The 24,690-nt window shown below is 69.2% G+C and carries 26 protein-coding genes; 7 read left to right on the top strand and 19 right to left on the bottom strand.

Annotated features, from left to right (window positions below; genetic code table 11):
- Nucleotides 1-9: 9 nt before the first annotated feature.
- The 3 genes from MW290_RS29790 to MW290_RS29780 are packed head-to-tail and all read right to left on the bottom strand — an operon-like array spanning nucleotide 10 to nucleotide 2,027.
- The gene (locus MW290_RS29790) at nucleotides 10-669 is read right to left on the bottom strand and encodes a MotA/TolQ/ExbB proton channel family protein (protein WP_250197962.1); all 660 of its coding nucleotides are present in this window, start codon (nucleotides 667-669) and stop codon (nucleotides 10-12) included.
- Nucleotides 670-675: 6 nt separating this feature from the next.
- On the bottom strand, nucleotides 676-1,488 hold the full coding sequence (gene dapB / locus MW290_RS29785; RefSeq protein WP_250197961.1) for a 4-hydroxy-tetrahydrodipicolinate reductase: 813 nt from the start codon (nucleotides 1,486-1,488) through the stop codon (nucleotides 676-678).
- Nucleotides 1,485-2,027, bottom strand: coding sequence for an outer membrane protein assembly factor BamE (locus tag MW290_RS29780; RefSeq protein WP_250197960.1), 543 nt, complete (start codon nucleotides 2,025-2,027; stop codon nucleotides 1,485-1,487). The genes dapB and MW290_RS29780 overlap by 4 nt, the downstream gene beginning before the upstream one ends.
- 64 nt (nucleotides 2,028-2,091) lie before the next feature.
- Here MW290_RS29780 and fur point away from each other — a divergent pair, with 64 nt between their 5' ends.
- The gene (gene fur / locus MW290_RS29775; RefSeq protein WP_250197959.1) at nucleotides 2,092-2,520 is read left to right on the top strand and encodes a ferric iron uptake transcriptional regulator; all 429 of its coding nucleotides are present in this window, start codon (nucleotides 2,092-2,094) and stop codon (nucleotides 2,518-2,520) included.
- Here the strand turns inward: fur and hprK are convergent.
- The 3 genes from hprK to hpf form a co-directional block, all read right to left on the bottom strand.
- Nucleotides 2,517-3,473, bottom strand: coding sequence for an HPr(Ser) kinase/phosphatase (gene hprK / locus MW290_RS29770; protein WP_250197958.1), 957 nt, complete (start codon nucleotides 3,471-3,473; stop codon nucleotides 2,517-2,519). The genes fur and hprK overlap by 4 nt on opposite strands.
- Nucleotides 3,474-3,483: 10 nt before the next feature.
- On the bottom strand, nucleotides 3,484-3,954 hold the full coding sequence (locus tag MW290_RS29765; protein ID WP_250197957.1) for a PTS sugar transporter subunit IIA: 471 nt from the start codon (nucleotides 3,952-3,954) through the stop codon (nucleotides 3,484-3,486).
- A gap of 204 nt (nucleotides 3,955-4,158) precedes the next feature.
- Nucleotides 4,159-4,497: a ribosome hibernation-promoting factor, HPF/YfiA family gene (gene hpf / locus MW290_RS29760; protein WP_250197956.1), complete on the bottom strand. Its 339-nt coding sequence runs from the start codon at nucleotides 4,495-4,497 to the stop codon at nucleotides 4,159-4,161.
- Between the two features lie 387 nt (nucleotides 4,498-4,884).
- Here hpf and corA point away from each other — a divergent pair, with 387 nt between their 5' ends.
- Entirely contained in the window at nucleotides 4,885-5,847 is a 963-nt protein-coding gene (gene corA / locus MW290_RS29755; protein WP_250197955.1) for a magnesium/cobalt transporter CorA, read from the top strand.
- A 15-nt stretch (nucleotides 5,848-5,862) separates the two neighbouring features.
- On the opposite strand, the gene MW290_RS29750 is transcribed toward corA, so the two are convergent.
- From MW290_RS29750 to MW290_RS29735, 4 genes are all read right to left on the bottom strand, one after another.
- Nucleotides 5,863-7,101, bottom strand: a complete 1,239-nt coding sequence (locus MW290_RS29750; protein ID WP_250197954.1) for an SAM-dependent methyltransferase — start codon at nucleotides 7,099-7,101, stop codon at nucleotides 5,863-5,865.
- 5 nt (nucleotides 7,102-7,106) lie between these two features.
- Nucleotides 7,107-7,892: a DUF1365 domain-containing protein gene (locus MW290_RS29745; RefSeq protein ID WP_250197953.1), complete on the bottom strand. Its 786-nt coding sequence runs from the start codon at nucleotides 7,890-7,892 to the stop codon at nucleotides 7,107-7,109.
- Complete coding sequence (locus tag MW290_RS29740) at nucleotides 7,889-9,190, bottom strand: NAD(P)/FAD-dependent oxidoreductase (RefSeq protein WP_250197952.1); 1,302 nt, start codon at nucleotides 9,188-9,190, stop codon at nucleotides 7,889-7,891. Before MW290_RS29740 ends, MW290_RS29745 begins: the two co-directional genes overlap by 4 nt.
- Before the next feature lie 275 nt (nucleotides 9,191-9,465).
- Complete coding sequence (locus tag MW290_RS29735) at nucleotides 9,466-10,047, bottom strand: glutathione peroxidase (RefSeq protein WP_250197951.1); 582 nt, start codon at nucleotides 10,045-10,047, stop codon at nucleotides 9,466-9,468.
- 111 nt (nucleotides 10,048-10,158) lie between these two features.
- Between MW290_RS29735 and MW290_RS29730 the strand changes: the two genes are divergently transcribed.
- Both MW290_RS29730 and MW290_RS29725 read left to right on the top strand, forming a co-directional pair.
- Entirely contained in the window at nucleotides 10,159-11,097 is a 939-nt protein-coding gene (locus MW290_RS29730) for a MerR family transcriptional regulator (protein WP_250197950.1), read from the top strand.
- 25 nt (nucleotides 11,098-11,122) lie between these two features.
- Nucleotides 11,123-12,004 (top strand): ferritin family protein, encoded by an 882-nt coding sequence (locus MW290_RS29725; protein ID WP_250197949.1) that lies wholly within the window; start codon nucleotides 11,123-11,125, stop codon nucleotides 12,002-12,004.
- A gap of 104 nt (nucleotides 12,005-12,108) precedes the next feature.
- Here MW290_RS29725 and MW290_RS29720 read toward each other — a convergent pair whose 3' ends face one another.
- The 9 genes from MW290_RS29720 to MW290_RS29680 form a co-directional block, all read right to left on the bottom strand.
- Nucleotides 12,109-12,420 carry an antibiotic biosynthesis monooxygenase family protein gene (locus MW290_RS29720; protein ID WP_250197948.1) on the bottom strand — a complete coding sequence of 104 codons (312 nt, stop codon included), beginning with the start codon at nucleotides 12,418-12,420 and terminating at the stop codon, nucleotides 12,109-12,111.
- A 41-nt stretch (nucleotides 12,421-12,461) separates the two neighbouring features.
- On the bottom strand, nucleotides 12,462-13,643 hold the full coding sequence (gene pobA, locus MW290_RS29715; protein ID WP_250197947.1) for a 4-hydroxybenzoate 3-monooxygenase: 1,182 nt from the start codon (nucleotides 13,641-13,643) through the stop codon (nucleotides 12,462-12,464).
- 36 nt (nucleotides 13,644-13,679) lie between these two features.
- Nucleotides 13,680-14,507, bottom strand: coding sequence for an IclR family transcriptional regulator domain-containing protein (locus MW290_RS29710; protein ID WP_250197946.1), 828 nt, complete (start codon nucleotides 14,505-14,507; stop codon nucleotides 13,680-13,682).
- Nucleotides 14,508-14,713: 206 nt separating this feature from the next.
- Entirely contained in the window at nucleotides 14,714-15,922 is a 1,209-nt protein-coding gene (pcaF, locus tag MW290_RS29705) for a 3-oxoadipyl-CoA thiolase (protein ID WP_250197945.1), read from the bottom strand.
- A gap of 41 nt (nucleotides 15,923-15,963) precedes the next feature.
- Entirely contained in the window at nucleotides 15,964-16,956 is a 993-nt protein-coding gene (locus MW290_RS29700) for a Bug family tripartite tricarboxylate transporter substrate binding protein (protein WP_250197944.1), read from the bottom strand.
- A gap of 54 nt (nucleotides 16,957-17,010) precedes the next feature.
- The gene (locus MW290_RS29695) at nucleotides 17,011-17,670 is read right to left on the bottom strand and encodes a 3-oxoacid CoA-transferase subunit B (RefSeq protein ID WP_250197943.1); all 660 of its coding nucleotides are present in this window, start codon (nucleotides 17,668-17,670) and stop codon (nucleotides 17,011-17,013) included.
- Between the two features lie 23 nt (nucleotides 17,671-17,693).
- Nucleotides 17,694-18,668 carry a Bug family tripartite tricarboxylate transporter substrate binding protein gene (locus MW290_RS29690; RefSeq protein WP_250197942.1) on the bottom strand — a complete coding sequence of 325 codons (975 nt, stop codon included), beginning with the start codon at nucleotides 18,666-18,668 and terminating at the stop codon, nucleotides 17,694-17,696.
- Entirely contained in the window at nucleotides 18,668-19,369 is a 702-nt protein-coding gene (locus MW290_RS29685) for a 3-oxoacid CoA-transferase subunit A (RefSeq protein WP_250197941.1), read from the bottom strand. Before MW290_RS29685 ends, MW290_RS29690 begins: the two co-directional genes overlap by 1 nt.
- A gap of 99 nt (nucleotides 19,370-19,468) precedes the next feature.
- A complete protein-coding gene (locus tag MW290_RS29680; protein ID WP_250197940.1) occupies nucleotides 19,469-20,581 on the bottom strand; it encodes a saccharopine dehydrogenase family protein in 1,113 nt (370 codons plus the stop codon).
- A 129-nt stretch (nucleotides 20,582-20,710) separates the two neighbouring features.
- On the opposite strand from MW290_RS29680, the gene MW290_RS29675 reads away from it, so the two are divergent.
- The 3 genes from MW290_RS29675 to MW290_RS33200 all read left to right on the top strand — a co-directional run bounded on the left by MW290_RS29675 (nucleotide 20,711) and on the right by MW290_RS33200 (nucleotide 24,644).
- On the top strand, nucleotides 20,711-21,154 hold the full coding sequence (locus MW290_RS29675; RefSeq protein WP_250197939.1) for an Lrp/AsnC family transcriptional regulator: 444 nt from the start codon (nucleotides 20,711-20,713) through the stop codon (nucleotides 21,152-21,154).
- A 110-nt stretch (nucleotides 21,155-21,264) separates the two neighbouring features.
- Complete coding sequence (locus tag MW290_RS29670) at nucleotides 21,265-22,566, top strand: cyclic di-GMP phosphodiesterase (RefSeq protein ID WP_250197938.1); 1,302 nt, start codon at nucleotides 21,265-21,267, stop codon at nucleotides 22,564-22,566.
- A complete protein-coding gene (locus MW290_RS33200) occupies nucleotides 22,563-24,644 on the top strand; it encodes a putative bifunctional diguanylate cyclase/phosphodiesterase (RefSeq protein WP_310740140.1) in 2,082 nt (693 codons plus the stop codon). Before MW290_RS29670 ends, MW290_RS33200 begins: the two co-directional genes overlap by 4 nt.
- Nucleotides 24,645-24,690: the final 46 nt, after the last annotated feature.

Here is a 24,690-nt window from a genome sequence, read left to right as displayed (position 1 = left end):
CGGGGCCGCTCAGGACTCGCTGCTGCGCGCCAGCATCATCTCGCGCAGGTCGTGGGCGAAGCCTTCCAGCTCGGCCTCGCAGGCGCTCACCCACTTGCCGAACAGGTTGTAGGCCAGCACCGCCGGAATGGCCACGGCCAGGCCGGCGGCCGTCATCACCAGCGCCTCACCCACCGGGCCGGCGATGCGTTCGATGGTGATGCCGCCTTCGGCCGAGATGTTGGCCAGCGCGTGGTAGATGCCCCAGACCGTGCCGAAGAGGCCGATGAACGGCGCGGTGCTGCCCACCGAGGCCAGCAGCACCTGGCCGAACTGCAGGTGGGCCAGGCCGCGGTGCAGCGCATCACGCAGCCGCCGTGTGAGCTGGGAGGAGAGGTGCGCGTCAGTGGCCAGCGTGCCGGGCGCCGAGGGCGCGGTGGCTGCGTCCACCAGCGGCGCGAGCAGGTTCTCGCGGTCCAGCGAGGCCAGCCGCTGGCGGCCTGCGTCCAGCCGCTGCGCGGCCCAGAAGGCCGGCACCGCGCGCTGGATGTCACCCGCCGCGCGGCGCAGCACCCAGGCCTTCCACACGATCACCACCCAGGCGCTGACCGACATCAGCAGCAGCAGCGCCGCCACCGTGCGGCCCACACCGTCGCTGGCGTGCCAGAACGCCCCGAAGCCGCCGTCCATGCGGCGTCAGGCGTTCAGGCGGAGCACGTCTTCCATGCCGAACAGGCCTTGCGGCTTGTCGGCCAGGAAGCGGGCGGCCCGCAGGCTGCCCTGTGCGTAGGTCACGCGGCTGCTGCTCTTGTGCGTGATCTCGATGCGCTCGCCGGTGCCGGCGAACAGCACGGTGTGGTCGCCGACGATGTCGCCGCCACGCACCGTAGCAAAGCCGATGGTGCTGGGGTCACGCTCGCCGGTCACGCCTTCGCGGCCGTACACGGCGCACTCCTTCAAATCGCGGCCCAGCGCGGCGGCCACCACCTCGCCCATCTTCAGCGCGGTGCCGCTGGGCGCGTCGATCTTGTGGCGGTGGTGGGCCTCGATGATCTCGATGTCGTAGCCCTCGTTCAACGCGCGGGCGGCCATGTCCAGCAGCTTGAGCACCACGTTCACGCCCACGCTCATGTTGGGCGCCATCACGATGCCGGTGTGCCGGCCGTGCTCGGCGATCTCGGCCTTCTGCGCGTCGCTGAAGCCGGTGGTGCCGATGACGGCGCGCACGCCCAGCTCGCGGCAGACGGCCAGGTGGGCCATCGTGCCTTCAGGGCGGGTGAAATCGATCAGCACCTGGGCATCGGCCAGCGCGGTGCGCACGTCGGCCGTGACCTTGACGCCGCTTTCGCGGCCCAGCCAGGCGGTGGCGTCGGTGCCCAGCGCGGGGCTGCCCGCCACGTCGAGGGCGCCGGCCAGCACGCAGTCGTCGGCGGCTTCCACCGCCTCGATCAGCATGCGGCCCATGCGGCCGGACGAGCCGGCGATGGCAATGCGAAGCGGCGCGCTCACTTGGCAGCCTCCAGCGGCGGGTAAGGCCGGGTGGGGCCGGAGAAGTCGGGCGCCGAGGCAGCCGGCTCGGGCTTGGGCGGGATGGGCAGCGCCTTGCGCTGTTCTTCCGTCAGCTCGAGCTTGGGCTCCTTGTTGCTGACCTTGATCGGGCTGATCGACGCGACGAAGTCCTGCTCACCCGGCAGGTCGGGCGCGTCGATGGACTTCAGCGTGTCGCCGTCGAACATCAGCACCACGCTGCGGCGCTGGGGCTCGGTGCCCTGGCGCTTGATGGTGAAGATGTAGTCCCAGCGGTTCTCATGGAACAGGTCGGTGAGCAGCGGCGAGCCCAGCACGTTGCGCACCTGGGCGCGGTTCATGCCCGGCTTGACCAGCTCGATCTGCTCGCGGGTGACGACGTTGCCCTGCACCACCTCCACGCGGTACGGCGTGATGACGCCCAGGATGTTGTCGCTGGTCTTGAGCGACTGCTGCCACGAGCTGCAGCCGCTGACGGCCATCAGGGCCCCGAGGAGGCCGAGGTATTCGATTCGAAACATGGTGCGCCGAGGCGGGCTGGCTATCATGGCGGGATTCTAAGGTCCCCATTTGCAGGGGTCGGCCATGAACCACGTAGACGAACTCAAGAGCAGCGGCCTCAAGGCGACGCTCCCGCGCATCAAGATCCTGGAAGTGTTCCAGCGGGCCGACCAACGCCACATGACGGCCGAGGACGTGTTCAAGGCCTTGCTGGCCGAGGGCGCGGACATCGGCCTGGCCACGGTGTACCGGGTGCTGATGCAGTTCGAGCAGGCCGGCCTGCTGTCGCGCAGCCACTTCGAATCCGGCAAGTCGGTGTTCGAGCTGAACGAAGGCCAGCACCACGACCACCTGGTGTGCCTCACCTGCGGCCGGGTGGAGGAGTTCTTCGACGCCGAGATCGAGAAGCGCCAGCGCTCGGTGGCGCAGTCGCGCGGCTTCGAGCTGCACGACCACTCATTGGCGCTGTACGCGGCCTGCGTGAAGCCGCAGTGCCCGCACCGGCCGACTTAGCCCTCTCCGCCGTTGTCCATCGCCTTCTGGTGGCGTTGGATGAACTCCTGGTACGTGTCGATGCCGCGCAGCTGCAGGATGGTGTTGCGCACCGCGGCTTCCACCAGCACCGCCAGGTTGCGGCCGGCGTCCACCGCGATGATCACCTTGCGCACCGGCACGCCCAGGATCTCTTCGTACATGGGCTCGTAGGGCAGGCGCTCGAACTCGCGCTCCATCGTTTCCTTGCGCACCAGGTGCACGATGAGCTTGAGCCGCATCTTCCGGCGCACCGCCGTCTCGCCGAAGATGGCCTTGATGTCCAGCAGGCCGATGCCGCGCACTTCCAGCAGGTTGATCAGCAGCTCCGGGCAGCGGCCTTCGATGGCCGTTTGTGAAACCCGGTAAAGATCCACCGCGTCGTCGGCCACCAGGCCGTGGCCATGCGAAATCAGCTCCAGGCCCAGTTCGCTCTTGCCCAGGCCCGACTCGCCGGTCAGCAGCACGCCCAGGCCCAGGATGTCCATGAACACCCCATGGCGGGTGGTGCGCTCGGCGAACAGCTGCGCCAGGTAGCCACGCACCACGTCGATCACGTGGCCGGCCGATTCGGCGGTGACGAAGAGGGGGATCTCGGCGCGATCGCACATCGCGGTCAGCCGGTCGGGCGGCACCTGATCATCAGCCACGATCAGCACCGGCGGCTCCAGCGTCACGATGCGCGAGATGCGCCGCTCCAGCGTCTCGTCGGCGCTCTGGCTCAAGTAAGCCACTTCGCGGCGGCCGACGATCTGCACCCGGTAGGGGTGGATGTAGTTCAGGTAGCCCACCAGGTCGGCGGCCGAGCGGGCGTCGCGCACCGCGGCGTCGTCGAAGCGGCGCTCGGGGTGGGCATGGCCTGCCACCCACTCCCAGCGCAGGGCTTCCCGATGTTCTTCGAACAGCGCTTCCGCGCTGATGGACGAGGGCTTCACGGCCCCTGCGTCAGGCGACCGACTTCAGCGGCGCCCAGTCGGCGATCAGCTTGTGCAGGCCGGCCGCGTCGGGCTCGGTCTTCAGGCGCTCACGCAGCTCGCGGTCGGACAGCAGCTCGGCGATCTCGGACAGGATCTCGAGGTGGCGCTGCGTGGCGGCTTCCGGCACCAGCAGGAAGATCAGCAGGCTGACCGGCTCGTCATCGGGCGCGTCGAACGGGATGGGCTGCTGCACGCGGATGACCGCGGCCAGCGGGTTCTTCAAACCCTTGATGCGGCCATGGGGAATGGCCACGCCATGACCCAGGCCGGTGGAGCCCAGTCGTTCTCGCGCGAACAGGTTGTCGCTGACCGTGGCCCGCGCAATGGCGTGCTGATTTTCGAACAGCAGGCCAGCCTGTTCGAACGCACGCTTCTTGCTGGTGGCTTCCACGTTCACCAGCACGTTGCTGGCGGGCAGGATGGCGGCGAGACGGTTCATGTGAGTTCCCTGACGTTGCGGCGGCAGCGACAACCGCAGGAACGGTGGCAAAGAGGGAGGTGATTATAGAAACCGCCCTCAAGCCCGCCATGGCTTGAGGCTACCCCCACTGCAGGTGTTGCGGATTTGCTGCGCTGCGGCATGGTGTCTGCCAATGAAAAAGCGGCCGCTGGCGGCCGCTCGTGTTAGTGAAGGTTCAGGCGCTTACACACTGGCGCTCAGGCGCTTGGCCGAGGCATGGTGGTGGTCCTGCACCTTGTCCTTGTGGCGGCACACCTGGCGGTCCAGCTTGTCGACCAGCTGGTCGATCGCGGCGTACATGTCTTCGTCGCTCTGTTCCACGAAGATGTCGCGGCCCTTGACGTGCACCGTGATCTCGGCCATCTGGCGTCGTTCCTTTTCCCGGATCTTTTCCACCTTCAGCAGCACGTTGATGTCGACCACCTGGTCGAAGTGGCGTGTCACCCGGTCCAGCTTGGTGAGCACGTACTCGCGAAGTGCAGGGGTGACTTCGAGGTGGTGTCCGCTGATCGTCAGGTTCATCAGGTCCTCCTTGGGGGGAAGGGTTGGGGGGAAAGACGAAGGATCCAGGGAAGGGATCGTGTCGGGGAACGGAAGGGGAAAAAGCAGGTGTTGGCGGGGGCGGTCGAAAACAGTGTGCCCCCTAAACCGCGGCATGACAAGCCGATGAAAACGGCTTAGCGAAACGCTGTGTGACGAGCCTCATGGCCCTGCCGGAAAAGGCCCGCAGCGCATCGCGGCGAGTGCCCCGCGACGCCATTTCTCGTGGGCATAATCGAAGGCTTACCGTTGGAGAGATCCGTGGACCAGAGTCACCCTAGGTGACCGCCCGCGCCGGCATGCCGGGGCAGGGCGGACGCTGACGAACCCTTGCACCCCGAAGGGCGCCCCAGAGCGCCGGAGTACCGCATGCTGAATGTCTTCAGGCTCGCCAATGGGCGGCTGTTCCAGGAAGAGATCGAGAGCGCCGAGGCGCTGGCCGACCTGCGACCGGTCTGGGTCGATCTGGACGCACCCACGCCGCAGGAGAAGGGCTGGATCGCCAGCCGCTTCGGCCTGACCATCCCCGAAGACGCGGTGGATGACGACCTGGAAGAGTCGGCCCGTTTCTACGAAGAAGACAACGGCGAACTGCACATCCGCTCGGACTTCCTGATCGACGACGACGTCACCCCGCGCAACGTGCGCGTGGCCTTCATCCTCAAGGACAACGTGCTGTTTTCGGTGCACGCCGAAGACCTGCCGGTGTTCCGCCTCCTGCGGCTGCGCGCCCGCCGCACGCCGGCGCTGATCGAGGACGCCAAGGACGTGCTGCTCAAGCTCTACGACGCCGACGCCGAGTACAGCGCCGATGCGCTGGAAGGGATCTACGACGCGCTGGAGAAGGTCAGTGCCCGCGTGCTGAAGCAGGAGGTCGACGACCGCGCCGCCGGCGAGGTGCTGGCCGCGGTGGCAAAGGAAGAAGACCTGAACGGCCGCATCCGCCGCAACGTGATGGATACCCGCCGCGCGGTGAGCTTCATGATGCGCAGCCGCATGCTCAATGCCGAGCAGTTCGAGGAGGCGCGGCAGATCCTGCGCGACATCGACTCGCTCGACTCGCACACGGCCTTCCTCTTCGACAAGATCAACTTCCTGATGGACGCCACCGTCGGCTTCATCAACATCAACCAGAACAAGATCATCAAGATCTTCTCGGTGGCCAGCGTGGCGCTGCTGCCGCCCACGCTGATCGCCAGCGTGTACGGCATGAACTTCGAGCACATGCCCGAGCTGCGCCAGCCCTGGGGCTACCCGTTCGCGCTGGTGCTGATGGCGGCCTCGGTGGCCGCGCCCTTCCTGTACTTCAAGCGCAAGGGCTGGTTGCGCTAAGCGGGTGCTTGCGCCTCAGCGCTTTTCCAGCGTGAACTGCATGACGCTGGTGTTGCCGGTGGCAAAGGCCGCTTCGCAATAGGCCAGGTAGAAGGTCCACAGCCGGATGAAGGGCGCGTCGTAGCCCAGCTGGCGGATCGGGCCTTCGCGCGACAGGAAGGCGGTGCGCCAGCGCGCCAGCGTCTCGGCATAGTCGGGGCCGAAGTCCAGCTCGTCCACCACCGCCAGCCCGGCGGCTTCGGCCTGTTCACGGAAGCGCGCGGGGCTGGGCAGCAGCCCGCCCGGGAACACGTACTGCTGGATGAAGTCGGTGCTCTTGACGTAGCGCTCGAACAGGTCTTCGCGGATGGTGATGCTCTGGATGCAGGCCTTGCCGCCGGTCTTGAGCTGCCGGCGCAGCGTCTGGAAGAAGGTGGGCCAGTACTCGCGGCCCACGGCCTCGAACATCTCGATAGAGACCACGGCGTCGTAGGGGCCGTCGTCGATGTCGCGGTAATCCTGCAGCCGCAGGTCACAGCGCTCGGCGGCACCGGCGCGGGCCATGCGCGCCTGCGCGTGTGCCAGCTGTTCGGTGGACAGCGTGACGCCGGTGACGCGGGCGCCAAACTCCACGGCCGCGCTCTCGGCCACCGCACCCCAGCCGCAGCCGATTTCCAGCAGCCGCTCGCCCGGGCGCAGGCCGCATTCGCGGATGGCGCGCCGCACCTTGGCCCGCTGCGCATCGGCCAGCGGACGCTGGGTGTCGCCCTCGAACCAGGCACTGGAGTAGTTCATCGTCTCGTCCAGCCACTCGCGGTAGAACGGATTGCCCAGGTCGTAGTGCGCGTGGATGTTGCGGCGGCTGCCGCGCCGCGAGTTACGGTTGAGCAGGTGCTTCAGCCGGTAGGCCAGCGCGCCCCACCAGGTGCCATACACCACCGACTCGATCTGCTCGCGGTTGACGAGCAGCAGCTTCAGCAGCGCCGGCAGGTCGGGCGTGTCCCAGTCGCCGGCGATGTAGGTCTCGGCAAAGCCGATGTCGCCCGAGCGCAGCGTGGCGGCACAAGGCTGCCAGTTGTTGAGCCGCAGCAGCGCGCGCGGCACCTGGCCCGCCGTGGCCGGCTCACCGAACTGGGTGTGCGTGCCGTCCGGCCACTGCACCTGCAAGGTGCCGTGGCGCAGGCGGCGCAGCAGCTTGAACACGGCCCGGGCGGCCGCCGGTGCCCCGCTGGGCAGGGCCAGCGGCGGGGTCAGGGTGGTGGTGCTGGTCGTCATGGGGGCTATCGGGTCACGAACTGTTGGGGCGGAGTCGGCTTGCGGAAGAAGGGCACGCGCTTGCGCCACAGTTTCCAGGCCTGCCAGTGGATGCGGGCCACCACGCCCAGCGTCATCAGCGGCTGGCCGAAGAAGGCCGCACGCAGACGAGGGGCGGTGGCCGTCGCCAGCTCACCCGCCACGCTGGTAGCAATCAGCAGGCCCTCGGCATCATGGTGCTCGATACGCACCACCGTGCGCGCTGGACGCAGCCGGCCGTCCTGCAGCCGCTGCGGCGTGCGCAGGAAGCGGAAGCGGTAGTCACCTTCGGTGCGGCAGAAGGGCGAGACGTGGAACACCTTGCGCGCGCGCAGTTCCCGACCCCAGGCCAGGTCGTCGCCGGCCAGCAGGTAGCAGTGGCGTTCGCCGAAAGTGTTGTTCACCTCCACCACGATGGCCGCCAGCGAGTCGTCGGCCCGGTGGCAGTACCAGAAGCTCACGGGCTTGAAGGTGTGGCCCAGCACCCTGGGGAAGCAGTGCAGCCAGACCTCGCCGCTGGCGTCGGTGATGCCTGCTTCGGCCAGCACCGATTCGACCCAGGCCAGGCTGTCTTCGCGCCCGTCGCCATGGTCGCGGTCGTCGAAGCTCACCAGGCCGAAGCGGTTGCGTGGCAGCGGCCCGCCCGGGTGGGCGCGCCAATGGCGCATCGGCAGCAGCACGAAGTAGGTGCCGTAGGCAAAGCCATGCGGCTGCGGCCGCGTGCGCTGGTGGCGCACGGTGCCGATGCCGAGCTGGACGGCGGGGCCGTTCACGCGGCCACGCGGCTGGGGCTGTGGCCGTGCTGGACGAGCCAGCTGTCAGCCGCCGCCAGGCCGGACATCAGTCCATCCTCATGGAAGCCGTAGCGCGTCCACGCGCCGCAGAACCACACCGCATGCCGGCCCTGGATCTCGGGCAGGCGCCGCTGCGCCTGCACCGCGGCCTGGTCGAACACCGGGTGGGCATACGACCACTCGCCCAGAACCTGGGCCGGGTCGATCGGGCGCACCGGGTTCAACGAGACGACGACCGGCGTCTGCCACGGCAGCGGCTGCAGCCGGTTGATCAGGTAGTGCAGGCACACCGCCGCTTCTTCGGTGGCGGCTTGCGGCGCGCGTTCGTAGTTCCACGCGGCCCAGGCGCGGCGGATGGGGGGCAGTACGGAGGCGTCGGTATGCAGCACCGCCAGATTGTCGTGGTAACGGATCGCGCCCAGCACCGCCCGTTCGTCGGCGGTGGCGTCCTGCAGCAGCGCCAGGCTGGTGTCGCTGTGCGAGGCCATCACCACGTCGTCGAAGCGTTCCACGCCCTGCGCCGTGGTCACCAGCACGCCGGCGCGGCCGTCGCCCGGCGGCAGGCGCTGCACGCCCAGCACCGGGGTGTTCAGCCGCGCGTCGGGAATCTCCAGCACCAGCCGGCGCACGTACTCGCGCGAGCCGCCGCGCACCGTGCGCCAGGGCGGCTGGTTGGTGGTTTGCAGCAGGCCGTGGTTGTGGCAGAAGCGGATCAGCGTGCCCACCGGGAACTGCAGCATCTGGTCCGTCGGGCACGACCAGATGCTGCCGATCATCGGCAGCAGGTAGCCGTCGCGGAACATCTCGCCGAAGCGCTGGCGCTGCAGGAAGACGCCGAGGGGTTCGGCCAGCTCGGCATCTGCATTGCGCAGCGCGATGCCGGTGCACACGCGGTTGAAGCGCAGGATGTCGGCCAGCATGCCCCAGAAGCGCGGCCGCAGCAGGTTGCTGCGCTGGGCGAACACGCTGTCGAGGTTGGTGCCGCTCCACACCAGCGACTGGCTGGGCGCCTGCACCGAGAACGACATCTCCGACGGTGCCGTGGCGACGTCGAGTTCATCGAACAGCGCGATCAGACCGGGATAAGTGCGCAGGTTGAACACCAGGAAGCCGGTGTCCACGCCGTGGGTGATGCCGTCCAGCGTCACGTCCACGGTGTGGGCATGGCCGCCGAACCAGCTGCCCGATTCGAACAGCGTGACCGCGGCATGCGGGGCGATGGTGCGGGCGGCGGACAGGCCGGCGATGCCCGAGCCGATGACGGCGACGCGCCGCATGGGTCAGCGCGACGGACAGGCGCCGTGCGCCTGTCCGTGTACAAAAGCTGCTGCGTGGCGCCCCGAAGCGAAGGAGGGAGGGAGGGAGGAGGAGGAGAGACGCTTCAGGATTGCAGCCTGTTCAACAGGAAGGCCACGCCGCAGACTAAACCGTTCAGATGCCTGCTCAGCAGTGCATCTGCCCCTTGAGAGGGCCTCCGGACCGCGAAGTTCCGCGGTGGGTGCCACAGAAACAAAGCTTTGCGATCGTGCGTCCATGCGCCGGCGGGCCGCACTCATTTGGCGGGCTCCGGCTGCGCCAGCAGGCGTTCCACGTCGGCGACGAAGCCCTTGCCCATCGGGTCGGTGGTGCTGCCGGCGCTGAACGCAAAACGGCCGTCGCGCCCGATCACGTACTTGTGGAAGTTCCAGCCCGGCGTCTTGCCGCTGATCTGCGCCAGCTGCTGGTACAGCGGGTTGACGCCGGCCGAGCCCTTGACGGTGGACTTGGCGAACATCGGAAACTTGACGCCGAAGGTGTTCTCGCAAAAAGCGGCCACTTCGGCGTTGCTGCCAGGCTCCTGCGAGCCGAAATCGTTGCTGGGGAAGCCCAGCACCACCAAGCCGCGCGACTTGTAGCGGTCGTACAGTGCTTCGAGCGACTTGTACTGGGGCGTGAAGCCGCAGTAGCTGGCAGTGTTGACCACCACCACTACCTGACCAGCGTAGCCACACAGGTTCACCGGCTTTTCATCCTGCAAGCGCGGCAGGGTGTGGTCCAGCAGGGCCGGGCAGGCCGCCGGCGCCGCCTGGGCAACCGACAGGCCGGCCAGCAGCAGCGCACCGACGAGGCAGCGTGGGATTGAGCCGGTTTTCATGTTTGTCCTGAACAAAGACTGCAAAGTGGCTGCATACGCACCTATCATGCGCAACGGACCAGAGTTTGTCTAATACAAATGAGCGGCGACCCGACAATGCAAGAGCCCCCGATGCCGATATGGTCGATCGCAGCGGTGGAACGAGACACGGGCCTCAGCAAGGAAACGCTGCGGATGTGGGAGCGCCGCTATGGCTTTCCCACTCCCCACCGCGAGTCCACGGGTGAGCGAGCCTACCCGCATGAGCAGCTGGAGCGGCTGCGGGCCATCAAGCGCCTGCTGGACGCGGGTCACCGGCCCGGCCGGGTGGTGGCCTTGCCGCGCCCGGCGCTGCTGCAGATGCTGGGCGAGGTCGGCACCGCGCGGCCGGCGCCCGCGCAGCCGCCGGCCCATGCCGCGGCGCCGGCCAGCTTGGCGATGGACGCCTGCTACCAGCAGCTGCGTCAGCATGATCTGGAAGGCGTGCGGCATGGGATGTCGGAGGCACTGACCCGTCTGGGCCTGGCGCGTTTCGTCGTGGAGTGGTTGGTGCCCATGAATACGCGGGTGGGCGATGCCTGGATGCGCGGCGAGCTGGCCGTGTTCGAGGAGCATGCCTTCACCGAGCTGGTGACGGTGCTGCTGCGCCAGGCGCTGGGCCGGCTGCAGCCCTACCGCCAGCAGGACCGGCCGTCGGTGCTGCTCACCACCCTGCCCGGCGAGCCGCACGGTCTGGGGCTGCTGATGGTGGAGTGCCTGCTGGCGATGGAGGGCTGCCGCTGCGTGTCGCTGGGCGTGCAGACGCCCGTGCCCGATGTGGTGGCCGCGGCGCAGGCCTTCGGCATCGACATCGTGGCGCTCAGCTTCACTGGTTGCCAGAAGCCGGCGCAGGTGCAGCGCGGCCTGCAGCAGCTGCGCGACGCGCTGCCGGCGCCGGTGCAGGTATGGGCCGGCGGCGCCGCCATGGCCACCGGGCGTCGGCGCACGCCGGGCGTGCCGGCCTTCACCTCCCTGGACGCTGTGTTACCGGCGCTAAAAGCTTGGCGGGACGAGGCCTTGGCCCCCGAATAGAATCGGGGGCTGCCTAGGAACCGCGATGCTCTACCCTGAACTCTTCAAGCAACTGGAAGCCGTCCGCTGGAACATGGACACGGACATCCCGTGGGACCAGTTTCAACCCGACCTGCTGACCGAGGAGCAGGCGCAGACCATCAAGATGAACGCCATCACTGAGTGGGCGGCGCTGCCGGCCACCGAGATGTTCCTGCGCGACAACCGCGACGACAGCGACTTCTCCGCGTTCATGAGCGTGTGGTTCTTCGAAGAGCAGAAGCATTCGCTGGTGCTGATGGAGTACCTGCGCCGCTTCCGGCCCGACCTGGTGCCCACCGAGCAGGAGCTGCACGAGGTGCGCTTCGAGTTCGATCCCGCGCCCGCGCTGGAAACGCTGATGCTGCACTTCTGCGGCGAGGTGCGCCTGAACCACTGGTACCGCCGTGCCGCCGAATGGCACACCGAGCCGGTGATCCGCAAGATCTACGAAACCCTGGCCCGTGACGAGGCCCGCCACGGCGGCGCCTACCTGCGCTACATGAAGCGCGCGCTGAACAAGTTCGGCGACGAGGCGCGTGCCGCCTTCGCCAAGGTGGGCGTGCTGATGGCCAGCGCCCGCCGTACCGCGCAGGCGCTGCACCCGACCAACCTGCACGTGAACGAAAAGCTGTTCCCGCGCGACACGGTGCAAAGCCGCCTGCCCGATCCGGGCTGGCTGGAAGCCTGGCTGGACAAGCAGATCCAGTTCGACGCGGTGTGGGAAAGCAAGGTCGGCGACCGCATCCTGCACAACCTCAGCCTGCTGCTGGAGCGCAGCTTTGCCAGCGTGCAGGAGCTGAACCGCTACCGCAAGGAAGTGACGCAGGCCGTGGCGGCCGCCGCGGCCCAGCGTGCCAGCGGCGGTAGCGGCGCCCAAACCGCCTGAGAGGTTCGCCCCCGAGCTCGCTGCGCTCGCGTCCCCCCAAGGGGGATCTCAGTCCCTTGGGGCGGCCCGGCTGGACTGAGTCGGTCGGCCCGGCGGGCCGGCCTTCAAGGCGCCAGCGGCGCCTCGCCCACCAGCGTGAAGTGCTCCACCACCGGCGGCTTGGCGAAGAACGGGCCGACGATGGCGCGCCACTGCGCAAACAGCGGGCCCTGGCGGAAGGCCACGGTGTGGTCTTCCAGCGTGTTCCAGTAGATCGTCAGCACGTAGCGCTCGGGCGACTCGACGCCGCGCTGCACCCGCCAGCCCCGAAAGCCCTGGGCCTGGCTGATCACCGTGGTGATGCCGCGCACGATGGCCTCATCGAAGGCGGCCTGCTGGCCCGGCGGGATGGTGATGTCGGCGTGTTCGAGGATCATGGGATCGCGCTCCGTCGCGTGGTTGTCTTGGGGCGCCGACCTTACATCACCAGCGGCAGGCCCACGTAGTTCTCGGCCACCACCGTGCGCGCGGCGTCGCTGGACACCAGGTAGGCCAGCTCGGCCTGCTGCATGCGCTGGCCGAAGCTGCCCGTCTCGGGGAAGTGGTGCATCAGCGAGGTGAACCACCACGAAAAGCGCTCGGCCTTCCACACCCGCTGCAGGCAGCGCTGTGAATAGGTGTCGATGCCGCGGTTGCTGCCGCGGTAGTGCTCTTCCAGCGCTCGCGCCAGCAGACCCACGTCGCCGGCGGCCAGGTTCAGGCCCTTGGCACCGGTGGGCGGCACGATGTGCGCCGCATCGCCGGCCAGGAACAGCCGGCCGAAGCGCATCGGCTCGGCCACGAAGCTGCGCAGCGGCGCGATGCTCTTTTCGATCGACGGGCCGGTGACCAGGTTGGCGGCCACGTCGGCCGGCAGCCGGCGCTTGAGCTCGTTCCAGAAGTCGTCGTCGCTCCAGCGCGAGGCCTGGTCGTCCAGCGAGCACTGCACGTAGTAGCGGCTGCGGGTCTCTGACCGCATGCTGCACAGCGCGAAGCCGCGTTCGCTGTGGGCGTAGATCAGCTCATGCGCCACCGGCGGCACGTCGGCCAGCACGCCCAGCCAGCCGAAGGGGTAGACCTTCTCGTGCGTCTGCACCGCATCGGCCGGCACGCTGGCGCGGCACACGCCGTGGTAGCCGTCGCAGCCGGCAATGAAGTCGCACTGCAGCGTGTGCGCCTCGCCGTTCACGGTGTAGGTGACGCTGGGCTGGCTGCCATCGAAGCCGTGCACCGCCACGTCCTGGGCCTCGTACACGGTGGTCAGGCCGGCGGCGGCGCGGGCGTCCATCAGGTCGCGGGTGACTTCGGTCTGGCCGTACACCACCACGTGCTTGTTCGTCAGCGCCTTGAGGTCGATGCGGTGCATCTCGCTGCCGAAGGACAGGTTCACGCCGTCGTGGGGCAGGCCTTCGGCATGCAGGCGTTCGCTCACGCCGGCCTCGTCCAGCAGGTCCACCGTCACCTGTTCCAGCACACCGGCGCGGATGCGGCCGAGCACATAGTCGGCGCTGCGCTGCTCGATGATCACGGCGTCCACGCCTTTGCGGGCGAGCAGGGCGCCGAGCAGAAGACCGGAGGGGCCGGCGCCGATGATGGCAACCTGGGTGCGGGTGGTGGGCATGGGACGGGCTTTCGTCGCGAAGGGTGATGAAAGGCGCTACAGCAGCTGCCGCAGCGTGGCCTGCGACTGCTTGAGCGGCGGCAGGCAGTGCTCGACCAGCTGGTCCATGGTCATGCGCTGCGCATGCACGCTGAAGTTCAGCGCCGCGACGGTGTCGCCGCGGTAGTTCTTCAGTGGCACGGCGATGGTGCGCAGGCCGAGTTCCAGTTCCTGGTCCACGCACGCATAACCCTGGGCCCGCGCATGCGCGATCTCGATGCGCAGCCGGTCGGGCAGGGTCACGGTGTGGGGGGTGTAGGCGCGCAGGCTCTGGCGGGCGATCCAGGCGTCCACCTCGGCCTGCGGCAGCGCGGCCAGCAGCACGCGGCCGTTGGAGGTGCAGTGCGCCGGCACGCGGGTGCCGGGCTGCAGCGTGGCCGAGATGACGCGCCCCGCGCTGGTGGCGGCGATGCAGATCACGTCGTCGCCGTCCAGCGTGCCGGCCGACGACGCTTCTTTCATCGCATAGGCCAGCTTGTGCAGTTCGGGCTGCACGATGCGCGGCAGCCGCGCCGAATGCATGTAGCTCTGGGCCAGCCGCAGCACCTTGGGCGTGAGGGCGAACAGCCGGCGGTCCTGGCTGACGAAGCCCAGGTGGGCCAGCGTGATGAGGTAGCGGCGCGCCGCGGCGCGGGTGAGGCCGGTGCGCTGGGCCACTTCGGCGATGGTCAGGCGCGGGCGGTCCTGGTCGAAGGCCTCGATGACCTGCAGGCCTTTTTCCAGTCCGGCGACCAGGTCACGCGCCGCGGGTCCGGGCGACGCCTCCGGCCGCGGCGCAGGGCGCCAGGCGGCTGAATCGTCGGTGTGGAAGTCGTCGTCGCTCATGAAACTCTCTTGTGCGATATTCGCCCGCGAGGTTGGTCGCCATCAGGAATGGTCGCAATGTAGGCAGGCCATTCCGGCATCGCCAGGGGGTTGGACTCAGGGTTGGGCGGCATGCGCACAAACAGGAGTCCGGCGAACCAGGTCGCGGACGTTGAAGACGAAAAAAAGCCGACCCCGCGGGCCGGCTGCGAACAGGATGGGCGGTCTTACACCCGTTCCAAGATCACGGCGATGCCCTGGCCGACGCCAATGCACATGGTGCACAGCGCGTAGCGGCCGCCGCTCTTGTGCAACTGGTTCACCGCGGTGGCGGCCAGGCGGGCGCCGCTGGCGCCCAGCGGGTGGCCCAGCGCGATCGCGCCGCCGTTGGGGTTCACACGCGGGTCGTCGTCCTGCAGGCCCAGGTCGCGCAGCACCGCCAGGCCTTGCGCGGCGAACGCCTCATTCAGCTCGATGACGTCGATCTGCTCGAGCGTCAGCCCGGTGAGGGCCAGCACCTTGCGGGTGGCCGGCGCCGGGCCCATGCCCATGATGCGCGGCGGCACGCCGGCCGTGGCCATGCCCACCACGCGGGCGCGAGGCTTCAGGCCGTAGCGAACGGCGGCTGCCTCGGTGGCCAGCAGCAGGGCGGCGGCGCCGTCGTTCACGCCGGAGGCATTGCCCGCGGTCACCGTGCCGTCGGGGCGCACCACGCCACGCAGCTTGGCCAGCGCTTCCAGCGAGGTTTCACGCGGGTGCTCGTCCTTGCTCACCACCACCGCGTCGCCCTTTTTCTGCGGGATGGTGACGGGCACGATCTCGGCGTCGAAGAAGCCGCTCTTCTGTGCGGCCACGGCCTTGAGCTGGCTGGCCAGGGCCATGCGGTCCTGCGCCTCGCGCTCGATCTTGTAGTCGGTGGCCACGTTCTCGGCGGTCTCGGGCATCGAATCGACGCCGTACTGCTCCTTCATCAGCTTGTTGATGAAGCGCCAGCCGATGGTGGTGTCGTACACCGCATTGGCGCGCGAGAAGGCGCTCTCGGCCTTGGGCATCACGAAGGGCGCGCGGCTCATGCTTTCGACGCCGCCGGCAATCATCAGCCCGGCTTCGCCCGACTTGATGGCGCGGGCGGCGCTGCCCAGTGCGTCCAGGCCCGAGCCGCACAACCGGTTGATGGTGGCGCCCGGCACCTCCAGCGGCAGGCCCGCCAGCAGCGCACTCATGCGGGCCACGTTGCGGTTGTCCTCGCCGGCCTGATTGGCGCAGCCGTACAGCACGTCGGTGATCTGCGCCCAGTCGACCTTGGGGTTGCGGGCCATCAGCGCCCGCAGCGGCACGGCGCCCAGGTCGTCGGCCCGCACCGAGGACAGCGCGCCGCCGTAGCGGCCGAAGGGGGTGCGAACGGCGTCGCAGATGAAGGCGTCTTGGGCACTCATGCAAAAGTCTCCTGGGATGTCTTGGAAGCGGCGGGCGCGGATCAGTCCAGCGTGACGTTGGCCTTCTTGACCACGTCGGCGAAGCGCTGCGATTCGGTGCCGATGAACTGGTTGAACTGCTCGCGCGTCTGCGGGAAGAGCTCGTAGCCGAAGGTGTCGTAGCGCTGCTTGATGTCGGGCTCGGACAGAGCCTTCTCGATGTCGCGGCGGATCTTTTCGGCGCGTTCGGCCGGGATGCCGCGCGGCGCGGCGATGGTGGTCCAGCCGATCACCTCGAAATTGGCCGGGCCGCCCGATTCACCCACGGTGGGCACGTCGGGGAAAGAGGGCACCCGCTTGGGCGCCGCCACCGCGATGTAGCGCAGCTTGCCCGCGCGCTGCAGCGAGCCCGAGCTGGCGCTGGTGCCCAGCGCGAAGGCCAGCTCGCCGGTGGCCACGCCGGTGTACAGCAGCGAGGTCTCCTTGTAGATGACGTGTTCCATCTCGGTGCCCGTCACCGTCTCGAACAGCTCCGAGCCCAGGTGCACCGGGTTGCCCACCGACCACGAGCCGTAGTTCAGCTTGCCGGGGTTGGCCTTGGCGTCCTTGATGATGTCGGCCACGGTCTTGTACTTGCTGTCGGTGGCCACCGCGAAGAAGAAGTTGGTCTTGAACAGCGGCAGCAGCGGATCGAAGTCCTTCTGCGGGTCGTAGGGCAGCTTCTTGAACAGGTGCGGGTAGGCCGACAGGTGCACGTTGTCGAGCTGGATCAGGTCGTAGCCCTGCTTGTCGCCGCGCTTGAAGGTGTCGATCGCGATGAAGCCGTTGGCGCCCGGCTTGTTTTCCACCACCACCGGCTTGCCCCACATCTTCTGCAGCTTCTCGGCCACCATGCGGGTCACGGTCTCGGGCCCCGAGCCGGCCGGGAAGGGCGTGAGGATGCGCACCGGCTTGTTCGGGAAGTCGTCCGCGGCCAGCGCGGGTGCGGTGAGCAGGCTGCCGGCCGCGGCGGTGGCCAGCAGGGTGAACAGGCGGCGCGAGAGGGGGGTGGTCATGGCGTTTGTCTCCGGTCGGGAAGGTGATCTTGTGGTCGTCGGGGTGTGGATCGGTCAGGCCGCGGCACGCAGCAGCGGCACGCCGGTGACCTTCTGCAGCTCGTCGAAGCTCAGGCCCTCGGCCATGTCCAGCACGGCCACGCCTTGCGGTGTGATGTCCAGCACCGCCAGGTCGGTGTAGATCCGGCTCACGCAGCCGATGCCGGTGAGCGGATAGGTGCAGGCGGGCACGATCTTGCTGTCACCGGCCTTGGTGGTGTGCTCCATCATCACGTAGGTCTTCTTGGCGCCGATGGCCAGGTCCATCGCGCCGCCCACGGCGGGAATCGCGTCCTTGGCGCCCGTGTGCCAGTTGGCCAGGTCGCCGCCGGCCGACACCTGGAAGGCGCCCAGCACGCACACGTCCAGGTGGCCGCCGCGCATCATCGCGAAGCTGTCTGCATGGTGGAAGAAGCAGCCACCCGGCAGCAGCGTCACCGGCTGCTTGCCGGCGTTGATGAGGTCGTAGTCTTCTTCGCCCGCGGCCGGCGCCGGGCCCATGCCGATGACGCCGTTCTCGCTGTGCAGCACCACCTCACGGCCTTCGGGCAGGTGGTTGGCCACGGCGGTGGGCAGGCCGATGCCCAGGTTGACGACGGCGCCGTCGGGAATGTCCTGGGCCACGCGGCGCGCCATCTGGTCGCGGGTCCACTTCTTGGGCTGTTCTGCGGGCATGGGAAGTCTCCTTGCTGTCGGGTTCATTCGGGCTTGATGCCGGCTTGCCGGATCACGCGGCCCCACTTGTCGGATTCGGCCTGCATCAGCGCCTGGAAGTCGGCGGCGCTGCCGGCCAGCGGTTCGGCGCCTTCGGCCTTGAAGGCTTCGCGCAGCGCGGGCGATTCGGTGGCCTTGGCCACGGCCTGGCCCAGGGTCTTGAGCACGGCCTCGGGCGTGCCGCGCGGGGCCATCAGGCCATAGGCCAGCGAGCTTTCATAGCCCTTGAGCCCGCCTTCGGCCACGGTGGGCACGTCGGGCAGCCGCGGGCTGCGGTGCGCGCCCGTGATGCCGATGGCGCGCAGCTTGCCGGCGTCGATGTGCGGCAGCGCCGACGGGATGACGCTGAACATCAGGTCGACCTGGCCGCCCAGCACATCGGTCAGCGCGGGCGCGGTGCCCTTGTAGGGCACGTGCAGCATCTTGATGCCCGCCACTTCTTCCAGCAGCTCACCGGCCAGGTGGCCGCCGGTGCCGTTGCCGCTGGAGGCGAAGGCCAGCTTGCCGGGCGACGCCTTGGCGCGGGCCAGCAGATCGGCCAGCGTGCGGATGGGGCTGACCGACGGCACCACCAGCACCAGCGGCGCACTGGCCAGCGGCGCCACCGGCACAAAGGCGTTGCGTGCGTCGTAGGGCAGCTTGGGGTACAGCACCGGGTTGATGGCCAGCGTGCCGGTGTGGCCCAGCAGCAGCGTGCTGCCGTCGGCCGGCGACTTGGCCGCCGCATCGCTGCCCACGGTGCCACCGGCGCCGGGCCGGTTGTCGACCAGCACCTGCACACCCAGCAGCGTGGTCAGTTGCGTGGCCAGCTGGCGTGCGAACACGTCGTTGCCGCCACCCGGGGCGAAGGGCACGATGATCTTGATCGGCTTGCCGGCGGCGGCCTGGGCGGCCGCGCGCAGCGGCCCGCCGAGCGTGGCCAGGCCGGCGAGGCCGGCCATCAGAAGGCGACGCCGCATCACGCGGCCTGCTTGAAGCCGCCGCCGGTGGTGGCCACGCGCGGCACCTGCACGATGCGCTGCACGAAGATGCCCGGCGTGACCACGGCCTCGGGGTCCAGGCTGCCCAGCTCCACCACGTCGTGCACCGAGGCCACGGTGACCTTGGCGGCCATGGCCATCACCGGCCCGAAATTGCGGGCGGTCATGCGGTAGGTGAGGTTGCCCCAGCGGTCGCCGCGTTCGGCGCGGATGAGCGCGAAGTCGGCGTGGATGGGCGACTCCAGCACGTACATGCGGCCGTTGATCTCGCGGGTTTCCTTGCCTTCGGCCAGCTGCGTGCCGTAGCCGGTGGGCGTGAAGAAGCCGCCGATGCCGGCACCGGCGGCGCGGATGCGCTCGGCCAGGTTGCCCTGGGGCACCAGTTCCAGCTCGATGTCGCCGGCACGGTACAGCGCGTCGAAGTGGTGGCTGTCGGCCTGCCGCGGGAAGCTGCAGATGATCTTGCGCACGCGGCGCGCGGCCAGCAGCGCGGCCAGGCCGGTGTCGCCGTTGCCGGCGTTGTTGTTGACGATGGTGAGGTTCTTCGCGCCCTGGGCGATCAGCCCGTCGATCAGCTCGTTGGGCAGGCCGGCGGTGCCGAAGCCGCCAATCATCACGGTGGCGCCGTCGTGGACGTCGGCCAGCGCAACTTCGATGGAAGGCGAGATCTTGTTGATCAAGGCGGGTCTCCTGTTCGATATAAGAACGTGCGTTCTTGTAAAGAACATCATAGAACCGACAAAGCCGCCCTGCAAGCGGCAGGGCGGTGGCGGGCAGGGTCAGGCGGCGCGGGCGAGCGGCGCGCTGGTGCCGGCCGGCGCGTAGGCGGCGCCGAAACGGTTGGCCAGGAAGTCGGCCAGGCGCACGTCTTCCTGGCGCACGAAGCCCTGCTGCGGCAGCCGGCCCTGGGCCAGCAGGTCCAGCATCGCGCACAGGCTGCTGGCGGTGGTGATCTGGATGGCGCTGCGTTCTTCGCCAGCCACCCGGCCGCCGTAAATCTTGTGAGCGTAGGTGTCCTGCTGCAGCCGGCCTTCGCGCCAGCCGGTCACGGTGACGAACACGATCACCACGTCCTGCAGCGTGGCGGGCAGCGCGTTCTCCAGGATGTCCTTCAGCACCTCGCGCCGGTCCTTCAGGCGCAGGTCGTGCAGCAAGGCTTTCATCAGCGCGCCGTGGCCGGGGTAGCGGATGCTGCGGTAGTTGAGCGTGCGCACCTGGCCGTCGAGCGTTTCGCACAGGGTGCCCAGGCCGCCGCTGGTGTTGAAGGCTTCGTACAGCACGCCGTCGAGCGAGAACTCCTCGCGCTCTTCCAGCGCCGGCACTTCGGTGCGGCGGCCGTCTACGATGGCTTCGCAAGGCTGGATGTACTCGTTGATGACGCCGTCGGTGCTCCAGGTCAGGTTGTAGTTCAGCGCATTGCTGGGGTAGGCCGGCAGCGCGCCCACGCGCAGGCGCACCGTGTCCAGGCGCTCGAAGCGGCGCGCCAGGTCGGCCGCCACGATGGCGATGAAGCCCGGCGCCAGGCCGCACTGCGGCACGAAGGCACGGCGGGCGCCCTGCGCCAGCTCGCGGATGCGGCGGGTGCTGGCCACGTCTTCGGTGAGGTCGAAGTAATGCACGCCGACGGCCTTCGCCGCCTCGGCGATGCGCACCGTCATCTGCCAGGGCGCGGCGCTGAGCACCGCAAACCGGCCCTGCAGCGCCGCGTGCAGCGCGGCGGTGTCGGCCACGTCCAGCGCCAGGGCCTGCAGCGGCTGGCCGGCGGGCACGGCGTCGGCCAGCGCGGCCGGCGAGCGGTCGGCCAGGGTCACGCGGTAGTCGCCGCTGTCGGCCAGCAGGCCGGCGATCACCTGGCCGATCTTGCCGGCACCGATGACGAGGATGTCTTTCATGGCATGCGCTCCAAAGCTGAAGAGGTGGTGGCTATGCCGGCATGTTCGGTCGTGGGCCGGCCGTTTGCAGCCAGCAGGACGACGAATGGCGCAAGGTGTTTGGTCAGTGTGCCGACTAGACTTGGCGATATGCCCAATCTGCCGCTGCTGGACGACACCGACCGCGCACTGCTTGCCCTGCTGCGCGAGAACGCCCGCCTGCCTGCGGCCGACCTGGCGCGGCGGCTGGGCATCGCCCGCACCACGGTGCAAAGCCGGCTGCAGCGGCTGGAGCGGGCGGGGGCGATCGCCGGATACACCGTGGTGGTGCCCGACGAAGCCGAGGCGGCGCTGGTGCGTGCCCATGTGATGGTGATCGCCGGGCCCAAGCAGGGCGCCGGCATCACCGCGGCGCTCAAGCGCATTCCGGAGGTACGCACATTGCTGTCGGTCAGCGGGCCCTACGACCTGATCGCGGTGGTGGCCGCCGCGTCCATCGGCGAGCTGGACGCGCTGATCGACCGCATCGGCGCGCTGGAAGGCGTGGAGCGGACAACCTCGGCCATCGTGCTGTCGACCCGCATCCAGCGCTGAAGGTCGACCGGGCCCCCAGTGGGGGGAGCGCCGGCCTGACGCTTCAAGTTCCCGATCCGACTGGCCGACAACGTTAGCAACTGCTCCTGCTCCCTGTTACTCCGCCGCCCATGTCCACCGCCACCATCGACGTCAGCGAACTGCGCATCGGCATGTTCGTCCACCTGGACCTCGGGTGGATGTCGCACCCGTTTCCGCTCAGCAGTTTTCGCATCGGCGATGCGGAGCAGATCGCGACCATCCGCAGCCTGGGCCTGACGCGCATCCGCTGGAGCCCCGAGCGCAGCGACCCGGCCAACACGGCGCAGGCGGTGGCGGACGATGCCGGCGCCGCCAGTGCGCAGGAAGCCGAGACCCCCGAGCAGCTGGAGCGCCGGCAGCGCCGCGCCGCGCTGGCAGCCCAGCGCGAGGCGCTGCTGCTGTGCGAGCGCCAGTACGCCGAGGCCAGCAAGTCCTGGCGCGCCGCGGCGGCCATGGTGCAGAGCGACCCCGTGGGCGCGCGCGTGCGCAGCGAGACCTTCACCCAGGCGCTGGTGCAGAAGATGCTGGCCAACCGCGAGATGTGCATCCGCCTGCTGACCGAAAGCGCCGGTGACCGCAGCACCGCACACTCCCTCAACGTCAGCGTGATCGCGCTGCTGATGGGCAAGCTCTTCGGCCTGTCCGAAGTCGACATGAACGACCTGGGCATGGGCGCGCTGCTGCACGACATCGGCAAGGTGGAGCTGCCCTCGCGCGTGCGCTACCTCGAAGACCACTTCACCACCGCCGAGACGCAGGTCTACCGCGAGCATGTGTCCCACGGCGTGACCCTGGGTCGCAAGATGGGCCTGACGCCCGGGGCGCTGCTGGTGATCGCTCAACACCATGAGCAGGCCGACGGCACCGGCTTTCCGCAGCGGCTGAACGTGGACCGCATGACCACCGCAGCGCGCATCGTCTCGCTGGTCAACCGCTACGACAACCTGTGCAACCCGGTGTCGCCGGCCAAGGCGCTGACGCCGCACGAGGCCTTGTCGATGATGTTCGCGCAGGGCAAGCACAAGTTCGACGTGACCATGCTCAACGCCTTCATCCGCATGATGGGCGTGTACCCGCCGGGCTCGGTGGTGCAGCTGACCGATGAGCGCTACGGGATCGTGGTGGCGGTCAATTCGTCGCGGCCGCTCAAGCCCCGCGTGCTGGTGCACGACAGCCGCGTGCCCCGCGACGAGGCGCTGCACCTGAACCTGGAGAACGAGCCCACGCTGGGCATCCGCCGCAGCCTCAAGGCCAACCAGCTGCCCCCCGCGTCGATGGAGTACCTGGCGCCCCGGCAGCGCATCACCTACTACTTCGATGCCGTGCCGCCCTCGGAGCAGGAGTTCCCCGAGGCCGAGGACCAGATGGCCGGCGAGGGGATGGCCGAGTGACCACACCCGCGCTGGCCGTGCCGCTGACGCAGGGGCCCGCTGCGCTGCCCAGGGAGACCATCGCCCTGGTGCACGGCCTGTGGGAGCCGGCGTGGCTGGTCGACGGCCACACGCTGCGGGTGATCGCCATCAATGCACCGGCGCTGGCGCTGCTGGGCCGCGAGCAGGCCGACGTGATCGACCAGCCCGCCGACACGCTGCTGGAAACGCCCGAAGATCATGCCTTCTGGTCTGGCCTGCGCATGCCCGGCGGCGAGACCGAGCTGCAGTCACGCACGCGGCTGATGCGCCCCGAGGGCGAGCCGCTGCACCTGGAGCGGCGCATCCACCGCCTGGACCTGCCGGGCGCGCCGCCGTTGCTGGTGGTGTCGCTGCGCGACCTGACGCCCGAGCGCCGCGCGCTGCAGGAGCGCGAGACCCTGATCGCCGAGCTGCGGGCCACGCTGGAGGCCACCGCCGACGGCCTGCTGGTGACCGACCTGCGCGGCCACATCCGTGCCTTCAACCGCCGCTTTGCGCAGTTGTGGGCCTTGCCCGACCACCTGGCCGGCGGCCGCGACGAGGCCATCTACACCTGGATGCTGGAGTCGGTGCTGGACCCGCATGCCTACCAGCGCCAGCTCGAGGCCATCGAGCGCGGCGCGCTGGTGCCGGCCTCGGACCGCATCACGCTGCGCAACGGGCAGGTGCTGGAGCGCGTGGTGCACACGCAATGGAGCCATGGGCGGCCGATGGGCCGCGTGTGGTCGTTCCGCGACCTCAGCGAGCGGTTGGCCGCCGACCAGCGCATCGAGACGCTGTCCACCACCGATGCGCTGACCGGCGTGCCCAACCGCCGCCAGCTGGCCGAGCGGCTGTCCAGCGCCATCGCCGACGCGCAGCGCCGCCGCGGCCGCCTGGCCGTGCTGCTGCTGGACGTGGATGCCTTCAAACAGATCAACGACAGCCTGGGCCAGGGCATCGGCGACCGCGTGCTGGTGGAGGTGTGCCAGCGCATCCGCCGCGCGCTGCGGGCCGGCGACGTGGTGGGCCGCGTGGGCGGCGACCAGTTCGCGGTGCTGCTGCACCATGCCGGCACCGAAGCCGCCGAGCATGCAGCGCGCCGGGTGCTGCGCGCCACCGAGGCGCCCTACGAGATCGAGGGCTCGCAGTTCACCCTCACCTGCAGCATCGGCGTGGCCCTGTTCCCCGATGCGGCCGACACCGCGCACGACCTGCTGCGCCATGCCGAGACGGCGATGCAGGCGGCCAAGGCCGGCGGCCGCGCCGGTTTCCGCTTCCACCGCTCGGGCAGCCACGACGACGAGGTGCGCAAGCGCGTGCGGCTGGACCACGCGATGCGCCAGGCCCTGGTGCAGAACCGTTTCCGCCTGCACTACCAGCCGCAGATCGACCTGGCCACGGGCGTGGTGATCGGCTGCGAAGCCTTGATCCGCTGGAAGGACGCGCACTACGGCGACATCTCGCCCGGCGACTTCATCCCGGTGGCCGAGGCCAGCGGCTTCATCGTGCAGATCGGCGACTGGGTGCTCAGCCAGGCGGTGGCCCAGGCCGCACGCTGGCTGGCCGCAGGCACGCGGGTGCCGGTGTCCATCAACGTCTCGGCGCTGCAGTTCCAGCAGTCGGGCTTCGTCGCGCGGGTGGCGCAGGCGCTGGCTGATGCGCAGCTGCCACCGGCGCTGCTGGAGCTGGAACTGACCGAATCGATCCTGGTGCGCGACGCCGCCGAGGCGCTGGAGCGGCTGCAGGCGCTGGCTGCGCTGGGCGTGCGGCTGGCCATCGACGACTTCGGCACCGGCTACTCCAGCCTGGCCTACCTCAAGCGCTTCCCGCTCGATGCGCTGAAGATCGACCGCCGCTTCGTGCGCGGCCTGCCTGCCGACGAGAGCGACGTGGCCATCGTGCGCGCCATCGTGCAGATGGCCCATGCGCTGGGCCTGAGCGTGGTGGCCGAGGGCGTGGAACTGCCCGCCCAGCGCGATTTCCTGGCGCAGATCGGCTGCAACACCTACCAGGGCTTCCTCTATGCGCCCGCGCTGGAGCCCGAAGCCCTGCTGCACCGCCTGACGGCTGCCTGACGGTGCACGGAGGCGGCGGGGCACAATGCCCCATCCCCGTTCATCC

The organism is Aquincola tertiaricarbonis (genome assembly GCF_023573145.1).
Classification (GTDB): domain Bacteria; phylum Pseudomonadota; class Gammaproteobacteria; order Burkholderiales; family Burkholderiaceae_C; genus Aquincola; species Aquincola tertiaricarbonis_B.
Note: the sequence above shows the minus strand (reverse complement) of the source record. Positions and strands in the feature narration are given on the sequence as shown.